18 protein-coding genes are annotated in these 17,246 nt (G+C 33.3%); 11 read left to right on the top strand and 7 right to left on the bottom strand.

Annotation, left to right across the window (positions count from 1 at the left end; translation table 11 throughout):
• Positions 1–540, top strand: a complete 540-nt coding sequence (locus ABXT06_RS04930) for a DUF1697 domain-containing protein (RefSeq protein WP_354589735.1) — start codon at positions 1–3, stop codon at positions 538–540.
• Positions 540–941 carry a DUF4348 domain-containing protein gene (locus tag ABXT06_RS04925; RefSeq protein WP_354589734.1) on the top strand — a complete coding sequence of 134 codons (402 nt, stop codon included), beginning with the start codon at positions 540–542 and terminating at the stop codon, positions 939–941. The genes ABXT06_RS04930 and ABXT06_RS04925 overlap by 1 nt, the downstream gene beginning before the upstream one ends.
• Before the next feature lie 118 nt (positions 942–1,059).
• Here ABXT06_RS04925 and ABXT06_RS04920 read toward each other — a convergent pair whose 3' ends face one another.
• Together ABXT06_RS04920 and ABXT06_RS04915 are read right to left on the bottom strand one after the other, a co-directional pair.
• Entirely contained in the window at positions 1,060–1,440 is a 381-nt protein-coding gene (locus ABXT06_RS04920) for a hypothetical protein (RefSeq protein WP_354589733.1), read from the bottom strand.
• A gap of 1 nt (position 1,441) precedes the next feature.
• Positions 1,442–2,185, bottom strand: coding sequence for a Dph6-related ATP pyrophosphatase (locus ABXT06_RS04915; protein ID WP_354589732.1), 744 nt, complete (start codon positions 2,183–2,185; stop codon positions 1,442–1,444).
• Here ABXT06_RS04915 and ABXT06_RS04910 point away from each other — a divergent pair.
• The 3 genes from ABXT06_RS04910 (at position 2,171) to ABXT06_RS04900 (ending at position 5,993) form a co-directional block, all read left to right on the top strand.
• Positions 2,171–2,884, top strand: coding sequence for a transposase (locus tag ABXT06_RS04910; protein WP_354589731.1), 714 nt, complete (start codon positions 2,171–2,173; stop codon positions 2,882–2,884). The genes ABXT06_RS04915 and ABXT06_RS04910 overlap by 15 nt on opposite strands.
• An 8-nt stretch (positions 2,885–2,892) precedes the next feature.
• Positions 2,893–4,953 carry a M1 family metallopeptidase gene (locus tag ABXT06_RS04905; RefSeq protein ID WP_354589730.1) on the top strand — a complete coding sequence of 687 codons (2,061 nt, stop codon included), beginning with the start codon at positions 2,893–2,895 and terminating at the stop codon, positions 4,951–4,953.
• 131 nt (positions 4,954–5,084) lie between these two features.
• Positions 5,085–5,993: a patatin-like phospholipase family protein gene (locus tag ABXT06_RS04900; RefSeq protein WP_111425041.1), complete on the top strand. Its 909-nt coding sequence runs from the start codon at positions 5,085–5,087 to the stop codon at positions 5,991–5,993.
• A gap of 64 nt (positions 5,994–6,057) precedes the next feature.
• Here the strand turns inward: ABXT06_RS04900 and ABXT06_RS04895 are convergent, their stop codons facing one another.
• On the bottom strand, positions 6,058–6,582 hold the full coding sequence (locus tag ABXT06_RS04895) for a DUF7935 family protein (RefSeq protein WP_111378093.1): 525 nt from the start codon (positions 6,580–6,582) through the stop codon (positions 6,058–6,060).
• A gap of 124 nt (positions 6,583–6,706) precedes the next feature.
• On the opposite strand from ABXT06_RS04895, the gene ABXT06_RS04890 reads away from it, so the two are divergent.
• From ABXT06_RS04890 to ABXT06_RS04880, 3 genes are all read left to right on the top strand, one after another.
• Positions 6,707–7,474 (top strand): sulfite exporter TauE/SafE family protein, encoded by a 768-nt coding sequence (locus ABXT06_RS04890; protein ID WP_354589729.1) that lies wholly within the window; start codon positions 6,707–6,709, stop codon positions 7,472–7,474.
• Between the two features lie 291 nt (positions 7,475–7,765).
• Positions 7,766–10,102, top strand: coding sequence for an ATP-dependent helicase (locus ABXT06_RS04885; protein WP_354589728.1), 2,337 nt, complete (start codon positions 7,766–7,768; stop codon positions 10,100–10,102).
• A 133-nt stretch (positions 10,103–10,235) separates the two neighbouring features.
• Positions 10,236–10,856, top strand: coding sequence for an L-threonylcarbamoyladenylate synthase (locus tag ABXT06_RS04880; protein WP_111378213.1), 621 nt, complete (start codon positions 10,236–10,238; stop codon positions 10,854–10,856).
• Between the two features lie 188 nt (positions 10,857–11,044).
• On the opposite strand, the gene ABXT06_RS04875 is transcribed toward ABXT06_RS04880, so the two are convergent.
• The 3 genes from ABXT06_RS04875 to ABXT06_RS04865 are packed head-to-tail and all read right to left on the bottom strand — an operon-like array spanning position 11,045 to position 13,406.
• Positions 11,045–11,878, bottom strand: a complete 834-nt coding sequence (locus tag ABXT06_RS04875) for an OmpA/MotB family protein (RefSeq protein ID WP_111424856.1) — start codon at positions 11,876–11,878, stop codon at positions 11,045–11,047.
• 32 nt (positions 11,879–11,910) lie between these two features.
• On the bottom strand, positions 11,911–12,930 hold the full coding sequence (locus ABXT06_RS04870; protein WP_354589727.1) for a glycosyltransferase: 1,020 nt from the start codon (positions 12,928–12,930) through the stop codon (positions 11,911–11,913).
• Positions 12,931–12,953: 23 nt separating this feature from the next.
• Positions 12,954–13,406: a type I restriction enzyme HsdR N-terminal domain-containing protein gene (locus ABXT06_RS04865; protein ID WP_354589726.1), complete on the bottom strand. Its 453-nt coding sequence runs from the start codon at positions 13,404–13,406 to the stop codon at positions 12,954–12,956.
• A 100-nt stretch (positions 13,407–13,506) separates the two neighbouring features.
• Here ABXT06_RS04865 and holA point away from each other — a divergent pair, with 100 nt between their 5' ends.
• The 3 genes from holA to ettA all read left to right on the top strand — a co-directional run bounded on the left by holA (position 13,507) and on the right by ettA (position 16,510).
• Complete coding sequence (gene holA / locus ABXT06_RS04860; protein ID WP_354589725.1) at positions 13,507–14,511, top strand: DNA polymerase III subunit delta; 1,005 nt, start codon at positions 13,507–13,509, stop codon at positions 14,509–14,511.
• Positions 14,512–14,570: 59 nt separating this feature from the next.
• On the top strand, positions 14,571–14,753 hold the full coding sequence (locus tag ABXT06_RS04855) for a CAL67264 family membrane protein (RefSeq protein ID WP_035643908.1): 183 nt from the start codon (positions 14,571–14,573) through the stop codon (positions 14,751–14,753).
• 65 nt (positions 14,754–14,818) lie between these two features.
• Positions 14,819–16,510, top strand: a complete 1,692-nt coding sequence (gene ettA, locus ABXT06_RS04850) for an energy-dependent translational throttle protein EttA (RefSeq protein WP_198855721.1) — start codon at positions 14,819–14,821, stop codon at positions 16,508–16,510.
• 216 nt (positions 16,511–16,726) lie between these two features.
• Here the strand turns inward: ettA and ABXT06_RS04845 are convergent, their stop codons facing one another.
• Positions 16,727–17,140, bottom strand: coding sequence for a thiol-disulfide oxidoreductase DCC family protein (locus tag ABXT06_RS04845; protein ID WP_354589724.1), 414 nt, complete (start codon positions 17,138–17,140; stop codon positions 16,727–16,729).
• Positions 17,141–17,246: the final 106 nt, after the last annotated feature.

Here is a 17,246-nt window from a genome sequence, read left to right as displayed (position 1 = left end):
ATGAAAACACATTTAGCGCTTTTACGCGGAATCAATGTTTCTGGGCATAATATGATGAAAATGGAAGCTTTGAAAGCAATGCTGGAGAATCTTGGTTTTCAAAATGTAAGAACGTATCTGCAATCTGGGAATGTTTTTGTGGATAGTGAAGAAGATGCTTCGAAAGTAGGTTTTATGATCAAACAGGAAATCTTTAGAGTTTTTGGCCACGAAGTTCCTGTCGTGATGATTACCAAAGAAAATTTGGAATCGTGTTTTGCTAATAATTCATTTTTGAAAGAAAAAGACATTGATATGAAAAAGCTATACGTTGCTTTTGTTTCAATGAATTTGAAAAAAGAGAACATAAACGATTTGAAAATAAGCCAATTCAAACCGGACGAAGCGAGCATTGACGAAAATAGAATTTTCATTAAATATGCGGTAGGTGCTGGAAAAACTCGTTTTGACCAAAAATATATCGAGAAAAAATTGAATGTAACAGCAACAATTCGAAACTGGAATACCGTTACGAACTTGCTAAAAATGTATGAAGAATAATGAAAAAGTTTTTCTTATTAGTTTTTGTTCTAACAATGACTTTAAATACTGCTTTTTTTGCTCAGAGCACAAAAACAGCTCCCGAAGATTTCAATACTTTTTTTAGTAAATTCAATGCTGATTCGAAATTTCAAGTGAGCAGAGTGATTTTTCCTCTAAAGTACAGGGCAAATAATGACGATCTTGAATTGGTAGATTATACGCAGACAAAAGAGAACTATAAAGTGCTTACTTTGAATAGAAAAGCAGACGAAAAATATTTAAAAAGAACTTTATCAATAAAGAAAAGCAAAGTCACTCTTGAAGAACGCGGGTTAGATAATGGAATTTATATAGATTATATCTTCGAGTTAAAAGACGGTAAGTGGTTCCTAAAAACTTGGGTTGATCAATCAACTTAATCTTAATCTCGAATCCATTTTTTGCATAGCTGGAAAAGACATTTTCTGTTCTTTTTCGGCTTTTTTGTTTTGAAGACACAATCCCTATGATTTTCTGATTTAAAACTGGAAACACCTATCAATTCGTTTTTAAAACAGTTTTCTTGATATAAATAGTATCTGCATTATGAAAAGCTCCTTTTTTCATTCCACCGCCGAAAGGTTGCATGTATTGAATTTTTTGTAAGTCGTAACCGTCTTTTTTTACAGGTTCGTTGACCATTAAAGTCGGCGCTTCAAAACCAAAAAAAGTAAATTGGCGGTATCTTTTTTCTTTTAATAAAAAATAACCGTTCGACTGGCTTAAAACTTCTCCAACTTGACAATTATCAATTGGTTTTTTGGTTTCTGAATCGTAAATATATCCTGCAATTTCTGGTCTTTTGCATCTGCTGACCAAACAACTTTGAAAGGACAATGAGATAAACAAGAGAAAGATGATTTTAAAGAAAAACTTCATTCTATTTTTTTATTAAATCACAATACCAAAAGCCAAAATCGAAAGCAGTTTCATCATTAGTATCGCAGGCTGTATTTGATGAATCTTGTTTTGCTGGCTTTTCATATTTTCTATAAACAATTTCTCCAATTTCAAAATCTATCGGTTTTGAGAATATTGGTCCATCAAAAGTAAAGGTGTGAAATTCACCATTTTCTCCACAGACATCAACATTTTCAGGTAAATCATTTATAAAATCCTGATCGATAATTCTACCAACAAAACTTTTGTTTAAATATTTTTCGTTGACGCAAACTACAATTGTTTTGAATCCCAATGAAATAAATTCCTGAATTAGATCTTGAGTTGGGATTTTCCAAATCGGAAAGACACTTGTTAATCCAATTTTTGCCAATTGATTTTCGCGGTATTGGCGTAAATCTTCCAGAAAAATATCTCCAAAAATAGAATGTGTTATGCCTTTTTGCTTTAGTTCCGATAAAGTTTCAGTCATCACTTTTTCATAAACTTCCATTGTTGGCATTTCGGGCACTTCCAGAATTTTTAGCAGAATTCCGATGCTTTCAGCTTGTTCTTGTAATAATTCAACACGGATTCCGTGCATAGAAATGCGCTGATATTGCTGGTTTACGCTAGTCAGCAAACATTCAATTTGAAGATCATTATTTTGTAATGTTTTATATAAGGCAAGAGCAGAATCTTTTCCGCTGCTCCAGTTAAATAAGGCTTTTTGAGTTGTAGACACGATTTGGTTGTTTTATATGGTAAACTTACAAAATTCGTTCTATTTGTAAAGAAAACCTTTGTAACTTTGGGAATTTACATGCCAATTGAGATGTTATTTAGAGATAAATTTAAAATTAATTCAAATAGATTGCAAAACTGGGATTATTCTAGTGAGGCTGTTTATTTTATTACTATCGTTACTAAAAATAGGCAACCAATTTTTGGTAGTATTGAAGAGGAAAAAATGATTTTAAATGAAAATGGAAAAATTATTGAAAGAGAGCTTTTAAAATCGATTAAGATTCGCAAAAATTGGTTTTTTCATAATTGGATTGTTATGCCAAATCATGTTCATTTGCTAATCGAAATTCAAGACATCCCGCATATCGTAGAGACGCACTGCAGTGCGTCTACGCCTAGCATATCCACAACAGAAAATAATATTACGGAAAAATCTTTGTCGACATACGGACGTGAGACGCACTGCAGTGCGCCTCTACAAAACCAATCGGAATCTAAATTTTCTAGAAAATCCAATTCTATTTCATCATTTGTTGCTACTTTTAAATCAATCACAACTAAACAGATAAATGGAGTCGAATCGATTTGGCAGGCGAACTACCACGATCATATTGTTAGAAATTACAAAACGTTCGAAAAGATTTATGATTACATAAAACATAATCCGATATCTTGGGAAACAGATTCTTTAAAATAAAATTTTCAATGAAATACATTTTTCTATTATTCACCACTTTTCTATTCGCACAGCAAATTCAATATGTTGATTTTAAATCTGTTTCCGGACAATTGTCATTAAACCCAAAAGAAAAAATGATTTCTGGAACTGTTGATTTTCAATTTGAGGTGTTGAAAGATATTGATACGATTTCGCTTGATGCTAAAAACATGGAATTTTCGAATGTAAAAATCAATGAAAATGAAATCATGTTTATCAATACTAACAAAGAATTAAAATTGGTTTTTCCTTTCCAAAAAGGACAGAATCATTTGACATTCAATTATACAGCAAAACCAAAACAGGCATTGTATTTTGTTGATATGGATAATGACGAAATACAAATTTGGACGCAAGGGCAGGGAAGATACACCAGCAATTGGTTTCCGAGTTTTGATGATGTAAATGAAAAATTGATTTTCAATTTAGGAATTTCTTATGATAGAGATTATCAGGTAGTTTCAAACGGAATCATAAAAGAAAAGACAATAAACGGAAATCTAAATCATTGGCAATATCAAATGGAAAAACCAATGAGTTCGTATTTATTAATGCTGGCTATTGGAAAATATGAAAAAAAAGAATTTAAATCTAAAACTAGAATACCTTTAGAATATTATTACGAACCTAAAGATGTAGACCGTTTTGAGCCAACATATCGTTACTCGAAACGCATTTTTGATTTCTTTGAAAAAGAGATAGGTGTAAAATATCCTTGGAAAATCAACAGACAGATTCCAGTAAGAGACTTTTTATACGCTGGAATGGAAAATACTACTTCGACTATTTTTGCGACCCGTTATGTAGTAGATTCAACTGGTTTTTGCGATCGAAATTATACCAATGTAGATGCGCATGAGTTAGCACATCATTGGTTTGGAGATCTTATTACCGCTGAAAGCAGTACACATCACTGGCTTCAGGAAGGATTTGCCACATACTTTGCCTTGCTTGCAGAAAAAGATATTTATGGAGAAGATTATTTTTACTCTAAATTATACGACACAGCACAACAAATTAAGTTTGCATCTCGAACTGACACGATTCCTGTTTTAAACGCAAAAGCGAGTTCGCTTACATTTTACGAAAAAGGAGCTTGGACATTGTTTGTTTTGCATGAATCGATTGGCGATAAAGCATTCAAAAAAGCAATAAAAAGTTATTTGAATAAATATGCTTATCAAACGGTAAATACACAAAACTTCTTTGATGAGATTAAAAAAGTTTCCGATTTTGATCTGGATAAGTTTCAGAAAACTTGGTTAGAATCGACTGCTTTTGATACGCCAACTGCAAATGCATTATTGAGCAAAAACAAAGCAATCCAAAAAAGACTGGAAATCGATAAATTGAAAAAAACACCTTTAATCGAAAAAGCAGATGTTTTAAAAAACACTTTGGAATCTAATGTATATCAATCGGTTAAGGAAACCATTGTTGATCAATTAGAAAATGAGAAATACGAAGACAAAAAAGCTCTTTTGCTTCTAGCGATGCAGACTAATAACATCAAAGTACGCCAAAATCTAGCTGGTTCTTTAACCCAAATTCCAGAAGATTTTAGAATAAATTACGAAACGCTTTTAAATGATAAATCTTATCAGACGCAAGAAATTGCCCTTTATTGGCTATGGAGAAATTTTCCGGATCATAGAACAGAATACTTGGATAAATCTAAAAGTTGGATTGGCTTCAATGATTATAATTTAAGGACTTTGTGGCTTTCTCTTGCCTTGTCAACATCAAACTACACTAATGAAAAAGATGCTCTTGTAAATGAACTGATTGCATTTTCATCTGCAAAATATGAAGCCACAACAAGGCAAAATGCTTTAGAAAAACTAATTGCGTTTAAGATTATTAACGATCAGGTTTTGAGTAATTTAGTTGGTGCTACGACACATCATATGTGGCAATTTTCGAAGTTTGGTAGAGATACAGTTAGATTTCTGTTAAAAAATCCTGAAATGCGTGCTTCTTTTAATAGAATTTTACCTAATTTGACACCCGATGAACAGTTTCAATTGAATCGTTTGTTGAAAGAGTAAATATTAGTGGATAGATAAAAGAAGCAAGAACCAAGAGTCAAAATCTCAGAATATTTTCCTTCTTGCTTCTTTCCTCTCTTATTAAGTCTCAAAAAAAATATCCCAAAAAATAAAAACCTACATTACAATTTATGAGAGCATTGGTTATTTCAGGTGGTGGCAGTAAAGGCGCATTTGCTGGCGGTGTTGCCCAATATTTGATAGAAGAAAAAAAACACGAATACGATTTGTTTTTAGGTACTTCTACAGGAAGTTTATTGATTCCGCATTTAGCTCTCGGTCATATTAAGAAAATCCATTCTGTTTATACCAATGTTACCATGTCGAGCATTTTTAATATTTGCCCATTTGTGGTGAAAAGTAAAGATGGAGTAGATATTGTGACCATTAATCACTTTAATGTACTACGCCAATTTTTTAAAGGAAAAAGAACTTTTGGTGAAAGTAAAGGTTTGAAGAAATACATTCAGAATAATTTTTCTCTCTCTGATTTTAATAAACTCAAAAAGCTAAAAACCGATGTTATCGTTACTGTGACGAATTTTACTAAAAACGAATCAGAGTATAAATCGGTAAAAGATTGTACGTACGAGGAATTTTGTGAATGGTCTTGGATATCGAGTAATTATGTTCCTTTTATGAGTCTAGTTGAAAAGAACAATTGTGAATATGGCGATGGTGGATTTTCAAGCTTGGTTCCAATTCGCGAAGCAATTAATAGAGGAGCAACAGAAATTGATGTAATCGTACTTGAAACAGAGGTGAATACAACGAAAACAGTAATTGGAAAAAATCCGTTTTCATTAATGATCGATTTGTTCCGAATTGCTTTAGATCAAGTAGAAAAACATGATATTGCTATAGGAAAACTTATGGCAAATAATAAGAATGTAAAATTAAATTTATATTACACTCCCATAAAATTAACCGATAATGCTTTGATTTTTAATAAAGAGGTAATGAAAGAATGGTGGAAGCAAGGTTATGAATATGCTCAGAATAAATCTGAGGTAATGAGTGATAATAAGATATTGATTTAATATTTGAAATTGCAGATTTTAGATTTTAGATTGGATTTTCTAAATCTAAAATCTGCAATATTATTTAATACCAAAGTTCTGCAACTTCACTTTTAATGAAACTCAAAGCAGCATTGCTTGGCGATTGTTTTTCTAATAAATCATTTAAGATTACTTCGCGAAGTTTGTCAGCATTTTCTACTTTGTCGCTCATAGCAGCTTTACGAATCATTTGGATTGTTGCATTTTTTGCAGTTGTAATGATTGTCCAACATTCTTCAGACATGTAAATCTGCTGAGTTAAATTATGTTCGAATTCCTGCTCAATTAAATCAATTAAGTAATTTTCGTAATCATTTTTGTTTTGCGAAATAGGAGCAATTCTAATTAACAATTTTGTCAAATTAATACGTTCTAGAAACAATGTCATACGCTCATATGCTTGTAAACGTACTGGGAGCGATTCTTTATGAGCTTGTTTGTTTAACAAAAAAGCACGTTTTCTGTCGTTGTTTTTAATGTGTAGCTCAAAGAAACGATACGCTACAACTCCTGTAACTAAGGCTGGTAAAGTATAACTCGCAAGTTCTATTATTTTATTGAAATCCATTGGAATAATTTTTAAGCAAAAATATACTTTTTGATTAAAAATCAACTTTAAATTTATGGCAATAAACAAAAAGGAAGATGTATTTTTGCAACTTGTTTTTTACTGATACCGAAATATCTTTTTAATGGATTCATACATAATACTTTTTCTTTGTTTGGCGGCTTTTGCTGCTGGTTTTATTGATGCAATTGTTGGCGGCGGCGGATTAATCCAAACTCCTATGGGATTGATTTTATTGCCAAATCTTCCCGTTTCTACAGTAGTTGGAACTTTAAAAATTCCTGCTTTTAGCGGAACTGCTTTTGCGGCATTTCAATATTTGAAGAAAGTTGTTATTCAGTGGAAATTGTTAATTATAATGATGTGTCTGGCTGTTCCTTCTGCATTTTTGGGATCTACAATTTTGACTCTGGTAAGCAATGATTTTATGAAACCGCTTTTGTTAGTGGTTTTATCTCTGCTGTTTGTATATACTTATGCCAAGAAAAATTTCGGACAGCATGTTGCCAAAGATCATTCGGCAGCGACACAAATTATGTATGCAGTAGTTATTAGTGTGATTGTAGGGTTTTATGATGGATTTATAGGCCCAGGAACCGGAAGTTTCTTTGTTGTTGCTTTTATTGCGCTGCTCGGCTTTGATTTTCTTCACGCTTCCGCGAATGCTAAAATGGTAAATCTGGCAACCAATTTCGGTTCGATTTGTTTATTTATGATAAAAGGAAAAATCATTTGGGCAATTGCAATTCCGATGGCAATCAGCAACGGATTGGGCGGATGGCTTGGCGCAAAATTAGCCATAAACAAAGGCAACGGATTTATTAGAATTTTCTTTTTAATCGTTGTTGTCGGAACTTTAATCCGATTTGCTTATGATGTGTTTTTTAAGTAAGGTTCTGAGTTGCTAAGATTCTAAGGTTCTAAGTTTTCTCTCTTTTGTCTGAGGAAAAACTTAGTATCTCACAACCTTAGTAGCTTAGCATCTCAAAAAAACTGTTTGTTTTCTAGCCCCGATTGAGGCGGTATCCTCGAAGCGGAGCGGAGAGATATAGCCGAAAGCGGGAAACCATGCCTGAAAAAAAGCCAATTGTTTGGCTTCAGAAAAAACTTAGAACCTTAGCGCCTCAGCATCTTAGGAACTTTCTTTTTTAATTCTTATTTTTGCCTAAAAGGAGAAAATTACATGCAGAAATATATTGACCAGCTCAACGAAGCGCAGAGAGCGCCTGTTTTACAAAAAGACGGGCCAATGATTATTATTGCTGGTGCAGGTTCGGGAAAAACCCGTGTTTTAACAATTAGAATTGCTTATTTGATGCATCAGGGAATTGATGCGTTTAATATTTTGTCGTTGACTTTTACCAATAAAGCGGCAAGAGAAATGAAACACAGGATTTCGGATATTGTGGGAGCATCTGAAGCTAAAAATCTTTGGATGGGAACTTTTCACTCGATATTTGCACGTATTCTTCGTGCGGAATCTGAACTTTTAGGATATCCTTCCAATTTTACTATTTACGATTCTCAGGATTCGGCGCGTTTAATTTCTTCGATTATTAAAGAAATGCAGCTGGATCGTGATATTTATAAACCAAAACAGGTTTTAGGACGTATATCTAGTTATAAGAACAGTTTGATTACGGTAAAAGCGTATTTTAACAATCCTGAATTGCAGGAAGCCGATGCGATGGCTAAAAAGCCTAGATTAGGTGAAATCTATCAGCAATATGTGGAGCGCTGTTTTAAAGCCGGAGCAATGGATTTTGATGATTTGTTGTTGAAAACCAACGAATTATTGACGCGTTTCCCAGAGGTTTTGGCAAAATACCAAAATCGTTTCCGCTACATTCTGGTTGATGAGTACCAAGATACGAACCATTCTCAGTATTTGATTGTTAGGGCTTTGTCTGATAAATTTCAGAATATTTGTGTGGTTGGAGATGATGCGCAGAGTATTTATGCTTTCCGTGGGGCGAATATCAATAATATCTTGAATTTCCAGAAGGATTATGAAGGAGTTGTGATGTATCGTTTAGAGCAGAATTACCGTTCGACGCGTAATATTGTAGAAGCGGCAAATACGGTTATGGAGCATAATAAAACCAAACTGGATAAAGTGGTTTGGACGGCCAATGACTTTGGTCCGAGAATAAAAGTGCACCGGAGTTTGACAGATGCCGAAGAAGGCCGTTTTGTAGCGAGTACAATTTTTGAACAGAAAATGCAAAATCAGCTTCATAATGGATCTTTTGCGATTTTATATAGGACCAATGCGCAATCGCGTGCGATGGAGGATGCGTTGAGAAAACGTGATATTCCGTATAGGATTTATGGCGGATTGTCATTCTATCAGCGTAAAGAAATTAAAGACGTTTTATGTTATTTGCGTTTGGTTCTGAATCCAAAAGATGAGGAAGCTTTGATTCGTGTAATCAATTATCCGGCTCGTGGAATTGGTGATACAACCGTTGAAAAATTAACTATTGCGGCAAATCATTACAAACGTTCGATTTGGGAAGTAATGGTGAATATTGATAAAATCGATTTGAAACTGAATGCTGGTACTAAAAATAAACTGAAAGATTTTGTAACGATGATTCAAAGTTTTCAGGTCATAGATCAGAATCAAGATGCTTTTTATTTAACCGATCACGTTGCAAAAAAAACAGGATTAGTTCAGGAATTGAAAAAAGATGCTACTCCTGAAGGAATGGCGAAAATTCAGAATATCGAAGAACTTTTAAACGGTATTAAAGATTTTACTGAAGGACAGCGAGAAATTGACGGAGCAAGAGGAGCACTTTCTGAATTTATGGAAGATGTGGCTTTGGCAACCGATTTGGATAAAGATACTAACGATGAAGATCGTGTTGCTTTGATGACTATTCACTTAGCAAAAGGATTAGAATTTCCTCATGTATTTGTGGTAGGTATGGAAGAAGATCTGTTTCCGAGCGCCATGAGTATGAGTACTAGAAGTGAACTAGAAGAAGAACGTCGATTGTTCTATGTAGCATTGACTCGTGCAGAACATCAAGCGTATTTGACATATGCTCAGTCTCGTTACCGTTGGGGAAAATTGACAGACAGTGAACCATCCCGTTTTATTGAAGAAATTGAGGATCAATATCTAGATTATTTAACACCTGCAGAAACCAATTATCGCTATAAATCTCCAATTGATGGTGATATTTTTGGAGACGTTGATAAGTCTAAGTTAAGATTAGCAAAACCAATAGGCGGAACTCCTCCAAAGCATATTACAGACAACAGTCCTAAGCCTGATTTAAATATTAGAAAATTAAAGCCGGTTTCTGGAAATGCCCCAAGCGGTGGAAATTCGAATTTGTTTGACAGTAAACTTACGGTTGGAAATGTGGTCATGCACGAGCGTTTCGGAAAAGGTGAAGTGATTAATCTTGAAGGTGTTGGAGCAGATCGAAAAGCAGAAATTAAATTTGAAGTAGGCGGAATTAAGAAATTGTTGCTAAGATTTGCTAAATTAGATGTTGTAGGATAGAAAGTGTTTCAAGTTTCGAAACATTTGTCACTCTGAGCGGAGGCGAAGAGCTTTTCAACTTATGACGGCTTCGACTCCGCTCAGCCTGACAAAATTGAAACCTGAAACAAACAAAACTTTAAACAAAAACATAATGGCAGAATTTATAAAAATATACCCAGACAAACCTAGTGAAGCTGCAATTGCTAAAGTTGTAAAAGTGCTTCAGAATGGAGGTTTGGTAATTTATCCGACTGATACTGTTTATGGTTTAGGTTGTGATATTACCAATTCTAGAGCTTTAGAAAAGATTGCTAAAATAAAAGGAGTAAAATTAGATAAAGCTAAATTTTCATTTATTTGTCACGACTTGAGTAATTTATCAGATTATGTACGTCAGATAGATACTTCAACTTTTAAAATATTAAAAAGAGCGCTTCCTGGACCTTATACATTTATTTTACCAGGAAATAATAATTTACCAAAAGAGTTTAAAAAGAAAACAACTGTTGGTATTCGTGTGCCAGATAATAATATTATTTTGGAGATTGTTCGCCAGTTAGGAAATCCTGTTGTTTCAACTTCTATTCGTGATGAAGACGATGTAATAGAATATACCACAGATCCAGAATTGATTTTTGAAAAATGGCAGCATCTTGTTGATATGGTAATCGATGGTGGCTACGGAGATAATGTTGGGTCGACAATTATAGATCTTTCTGAGCATGAGCCAGTTATAGTCAGAGAAGGTAAGGGTGATATTGATATTTTGTAAAAAAATACACTAAAAGTTTAAAAGTATAAAAAATATGAGTAACTTTATTATGTTAAAATTTAGTTAGTTACTTAAAAATAATGCTATTCTTAATTATATTTAATTGGTTATTAAAAAAAGATTAAGGATACATAAAAGCAGGTCGATTGACCTGCTTTTTCTGTTTTTATAGTATGTGAAAACAAGGATTATTTTGCTTGTTTTTTCATTTCTTTTTCAATCATATCATAGAATTGATCGATTTTTGGCATAACTACGATACGAGTTCTTCTGTTGCGAGCTTTGTTCTCAGCAGAATCGTTAGCAACTAATGGTACGTAAGAGCTTCTACCGGCAGCAATTAATTTAGCTGGGTTAACTCCAAGATCGTTTGTTAATACACGTACGATAGAAGTAGAACGTTTAACACTTAAATCCCAGTTGTCTAAGATAATTCCGTTGCTTTTGTAAGGAACGTCATCTGTGTGTCCTTCAACCATACACTCAAAATCAGGTTTATCATTTACAACTTTAGCAACTTTAGCTAAAACAGATTTAGCTTTATCACTTACGTCATAGCTACCGCTTTTGAATAATAATTTATCAGCGATAGAGATAAATACAACTCCTTTTTCAACATTGATTTCGATGTCTGGATCGTTGATTCCAACAGCGCCTTTCAAGCTTGTAACTAACGCTAAAGTTACACTGTCTTTTTTAGTTAAAGCGTCTTGAAGTCTAGAAATTTTCAAATCTTTTTCTTTTAAACTTTCAAGAGATTTTTCAAGGTTTTCAGCACCTTTAGTTGTTAAGATAGTTAAATCCTTAGAACTATTGATTAAATCTTGATTATGTTGTTTGTAGCTTTCAGCTGTAGCAGCTAATCCAGCTTTTTCTTCTAAGCACGTATTTAATTTTACAGTACATGAGTTTAACAAATCTTGAGTCTCTTTGTTTTTAGCTTCCAACTCAGCATATTTCTTTTTAGAAACACATGATGTTAGGGCCATTAATACTGATAGTGCGATAACTATTTTTCTCATAAATTTAATTTTAATTAGACTTGATTACAAATTTAGTTTTTAATATTTTGAATACTGTTAAAGATTTCTTTAAATAAGGTCAATTTTCGTATATAGTAAAGGAAAACGACGCTTTTCACCATATAGTATTGCTGAATCTGGAAATCTTTTCGTTTTCTGAGATATTTTAAAGATAAGCAATAAAATGAAAAATGTGCCTTTATAATGGCAAAAGTGTGTTCAATTTTACCTTGTGTAAGAAAACGGATACCGGCAACACCATCTAGAACCATGCGGAAGAAAATCACAAAAAACAATCCTCTTTTTGGTAGATTTTTGATCATCATTAATAGTGAATTTCTAAAATTCAAATAGGTTTTCTTAGGGTTTCCTTGCTGTAATGTTGCGCCGCCAACATGGTAAACAACGGATTGGGAATTGTATTTTATAATATGTCCTTCGTTCGCAGCTCTCCAGCATAAATCAATTTCTTCTTGATGTGCAAAGAAGCTTTCGTCAAATCCGTTTAACTCGTGATAAACATTTTTTCTTATAAAGAAGCAAGCGCCCGAAGCCCAAAACAATTCAATGTTATCATCATATTGTCCATTATCTTTTTCAATGGTATCAAATATTCTTCCTCGACAGAAAGGAAAACCGTATTTGTCAATAAAACCACCAGCTGCACCAGCATATTCAAAATATTCCTTATTCTTAAAATCAAGAATTTTAGGTTGAATAATAGCGGTATGTTTTTCTTTATCGAAAGTGTCAAGAATTGGTCTGAGCCAGTTTTCTGAAACTTCTATATCTGAATTTACTAAGGCATAAATTTCTGCATCAATATGCTGTAAGGCATCATTATAGCCTTTTGCAAAACCATGATTGCCTGAGTTTTTTACAATTTTTACAGTAGGGAAGTTCTCTGTAACAAATGCAACAGAATTGTCTGTAGAGTCATTGTCAGCTATATATATTGTTGCGCCTTCTGAAAACTGAATGACAGATGGTAAAAATTGCTCTAGCAATTTTACACCGTTCCAATTTAAAATGACAACTGCTATCTTATCCAAAAGTATTCTAGTTATTTATTTGTTTAATGGTTTTCTTTATAATCAGGCAGATTTCTTAAAAATTCATATTTCTCGTTTTCAAAATCCATTTGACAATAAAAGTGGTTTAGTCCGTTTGTGACGTTCAAAAACCGTGCCTGCATTGTCATATTGTAACGAGCAATTTGATCAAAAGTTGCTTGAGATATTTTAACTTCTGGTGCTTTACACTCTACTAATATATGTATAGAACCATCTGGATTAAATACAACAATATCGTATCGTTTTCGTAATCCGTTGACAGTTAAAACTTTCTCTACATTGATAAGTGATTTGGGGTATTTTTTTTCATGCATCAGAAAATGAACAACGTGCTGGCGAACCCATTCTTCTGGTGTGAGAATTATAAATTTTTTCCTGATTTCATCAAAAATAGACACTTTATTTTCGCTATTTTTGAATCGGAAAGTGTAAGCTGGGAAATTAAGTTTAAGCATAAAGCAAAAATATAAAATAGTTTCAGGTTTCAAGTTTAAAGTTTCAAGTTTTGAAACAGAGCTTGAAACTTTAAACTTGAAACTTGAAACAAAAGATTGAATGGACGAAGTAGTAAAAATTGTTAACGATATAAAAGCTGGAGATATTAAACCGATTTATTTTTTAATGGGTGAAGAACCTTATTATATAGATAAGTTATCGGAATATATCGAAGAAAATGTTTTGGCTGAAGAAGAAAAAGGCTTTAATCAGACAGTTTTGTACGGAAGAGATGTATCAGTCGAAGATATTGTTGCAACGGCCAAGCGCTATCCTATGATGGCTGAACGTCAAGTTGTTATAGTTAAAGAGGCTCAAGATTTGTCTAGAAATATTGATAAATTAGAAGCGTATGCCAATAATCCAATGGAAACGACAGTTTTGGTTTTTTGCTACAAATACAAAACTTTAGACAAACGTAAAAAAGTTACTAAAGTATTGGCGCAAAATGGTCTAGTTTATGAAAGTAAAAAGCTTTATGAAAATCAGGTTGGAGATTGGATTAAGCGTGTTTTGGCCGGCAAAAAATATACTATTGACCCTAAAGCCAATGCTATGCTTGTAGAATTTTTGGGTACAGATTTGAGTAAAATCAATAATGAACTTGAAAAACTGCAGATTATTTTGCCAAAAGGAACCATGATCACAGCAGAGCATATTGAAGAGAATATTGGTTTTAGTAAAGATTATAATGTTTTTGAACTAAGGAAAGCAATTGGAGAACGTAATCAGTTGAAAGCATATAAGATTGCAGAGAATTTTGCTCATAATCCTAAGGAATATCCTCTAGTAATGACTACTGGTTTAGTATTCGGATTTTTTGTTCAGCTTCTAAAATATCATGGATTAAAAGACAAAAGCGCTAAAAATGTGGCAACAGCGCTTGGTGTTAACCCATATTTCTTAAAAGAATATGATTTGGCAGTAAAAAATTATCCAATGCGAAAAGTAAGTCAGATTGTTGGAGCTTTACGAGATATTGATATTAAGAGTAAAGGTGTGGGGGCTAATGCTTTACCGCAATCTGACCTGCTAAAAGAAATGCTGTATAAAATTTTTAATTAAGCCGTTAAAATTCACGATATTTGCCTTTCTAAAATTTTGCATTAAATATTTATAAAACTATGGGAATGAATAAAAATACCATTTTAGGATGGGCTACTTTAATAATGGTACTTATGGGATTGTTACTTATAGGTCTTGGAATCTTTAGGTACAGTGATGTTTCAGGCTGGGGATTTGCTGCTGTTGGAGTTGGTTTTTTTGCAAATGCCTGGGTGTTCAATGCGTTGAAAGGCAGGGTTTAATATTTCATTGTAAAGTGAAATATCAATCTCAAATCTAATTAAATAATTAAAATAAAATATAAAAAATGTCAGACGATAAGAAAGTAATTTTCTCAATGCAGAAATTGAGTAAGACCTATCAAGGAGCAGACAAACCAGTACTTAAAAATATTTATTTGAGTTTCTTTTACGGAGCAAAAATTGGTATTTTAGGACTTAACGGTTCTGGAAAATCTTCACTTTTAAAAATTATTGCAGGGGTTGATAAAAATTATCAGGGAGATGTAGTTTTTCAGCCAGGTTATACAGTGGGATACTTGGAGCAAGAACCAATTCTTGATGATTCTAAAACAGTTATCGAAATTGTTCGTGAAGGAGCAGCTGAGACTATGGCGGTTTTAGAAGAGTACAATCAAATCAATGATTTGTTTGGTCTTCCAGAATACTATGAAGATCAGGACAAAATGGATAAATTGATGGACCGTCAGGCAGCATTGCAAGATAAAATTGATGCGCTTGGTGCTTGGGAAATTGATACAAAATTAGAAATTGCAATGGATGCATTGCGTACTCCAGAAGGAGACACACCTATTAAAAACCTTTCAGGAGGAGAGCGTCGTCGTGTAGCTTTATGTCGTTTGTTATTACAACAGCCAGATGTATTGTTATTAGATGAGCCTACCAACCACCTTGATGCCGAGTCAGTTTTATGGTTGGAACAGCACTTAGCACAATATTCTGGAACTGTAATTGCTGTAACGCACGACCGTTATTTTCTTGATAATGTGGCTGGATGGATTTTAGAGTTGGATAGAGGAGAAGGTATTCCATGGAAAGGGAACTATTCTTCTTGGTTAGATCAAAAATCAAACCGTTTGGCTCAAGAAGAAAAAGTGGCTTCTAAACGTAGAAAAACTTTAGAGCGTGAGTTGGAGTGGGTTCGTCAAGGTGCAAAAGGTCGTCAAACAAAACAGAAAGCGCGTTTACAGAACTACGACAAATTATTGAATGAAGATCAAAAACAACTAGACGAAAAACTAGAAATCTATATTCCGAATGGTCCTCGTTTAGGAACAAATGTTATTGAAGCTAAAAATGTTGCAAAAGCATTTGGTGATAAATTATTGTATGATAATTTGAATTTTACTTTGCCACAAGCTGGTATTGTTGGAATTATCGGACCGAATGGTGCTGGTAAATCGACTATTTTCAAAATGATTATGGGAGAGCAAGCTACTGATAGTGGAGAATTTTCTGTTGGAGACACAGTGAAAATTGCTTATGTAGATCAGTCGCACTCTAATATCGATCCGAACAAATCAATCTGGGAAAACTTTGCTGATGGTCAGGAATTGATTATGATGGGAGGAAAGCAAGTTAACTCAAGAGCATATTTATCTCGTTTTAACTTTGGTGGTGGCGAGCAGAACAAGAAAGTCTCAATGCTTTCTGGTGGAGAACGTAACCGTCTACACTTGGCTATGACTTTGAAAGAAGAAGGAAATGTACTTTTACTAGATGAGCCGACAAACGACCTTGACGTAAATACACTTCGAGCACTTGAAGAAGGTTTGGAGAATTTTGCTGGTTGTGCTGTAATTATTTCTCACGACAGATGGTTCTTAGATAGAATTTGTACTCACATTCTAGCTTTTGAAGGAGATTCTGAAGTTTATTTCTTCGAAGGAAGTTTCTCTGATTATGAAGAAAACAAAAAGAAACGTCTTGGTGGTGACTTAACTCCGAAACGTTTGAAATACAGAAAATTGATCAGATAAGAATCTGAAAATTTCTATAAAAAAATCCCAAATTCCAATTATTGTGAATTTGGGATTTTTGCTTTTATTTGGGCTATTCCGCTTAGTTTTGTCATTTCGAGGAACGAGAAATCTTCGCGTGAAGCTCGACAAAGTTTTTCCAATTGGAGTATAGTTACTTGCGAAGATTTCTCGTTCCTCGAAATGACAATATTGTGGAAAATTGGAAATTAGAGTTTAAAGAAACTTCGCTTTCAATTCCGGAGTTGGAATCATACAGCTTTCTTTCTTACCATACCAATTGTATCTGTTTTTTGCAACATAATCATAAATTTTGTCACTTATGAAAATAGGTACAATTCTAAAAACAGGAGTTAGCTTCCAAATGCCTCCAAAATTTTTAGCAATTTCAATAATCGCTGAAGATTTATAAAAATAAGCCGTTTTTGGATCGTATAAAATAATGCTATCCATTTTAGAAAAACTGATTCCTAAATGTTTACAAATCGAAATTCCTAGATCAGATTGTAATGCAACAAATCTAAAAATGTCTTTTCGGTCATGTTTTATAATAAACTGGACAGCAGAACTGCAGAGATTACAAACTCCATCAAAAAGAACTATTTTTTTATTTTCTGGAAGACTTTCCATTCTTTATGTTTGTTTCAAGTTTTATATATAAATCGTATAAAACGTGGATTTTACTATTATTTATTTTATCTATTAAAAAAATGAAATTAATAAATTTTACAAATTA

This window comes from Flavobacterium sp. UW10123 (assembly GCF_040538975.1).
In the GTDB taxonomy this organism is placed as follows: domain Bacteria; phylum Bacteroidota; class Bacteroidia; order Flavobacteriales; family Flavobacteriaceae; genus Flavobacterium.
Note: the sequence above shows the minus strand (reverse complement) of the source record. Positions and strands in the feature narration are given on the sequence as shown.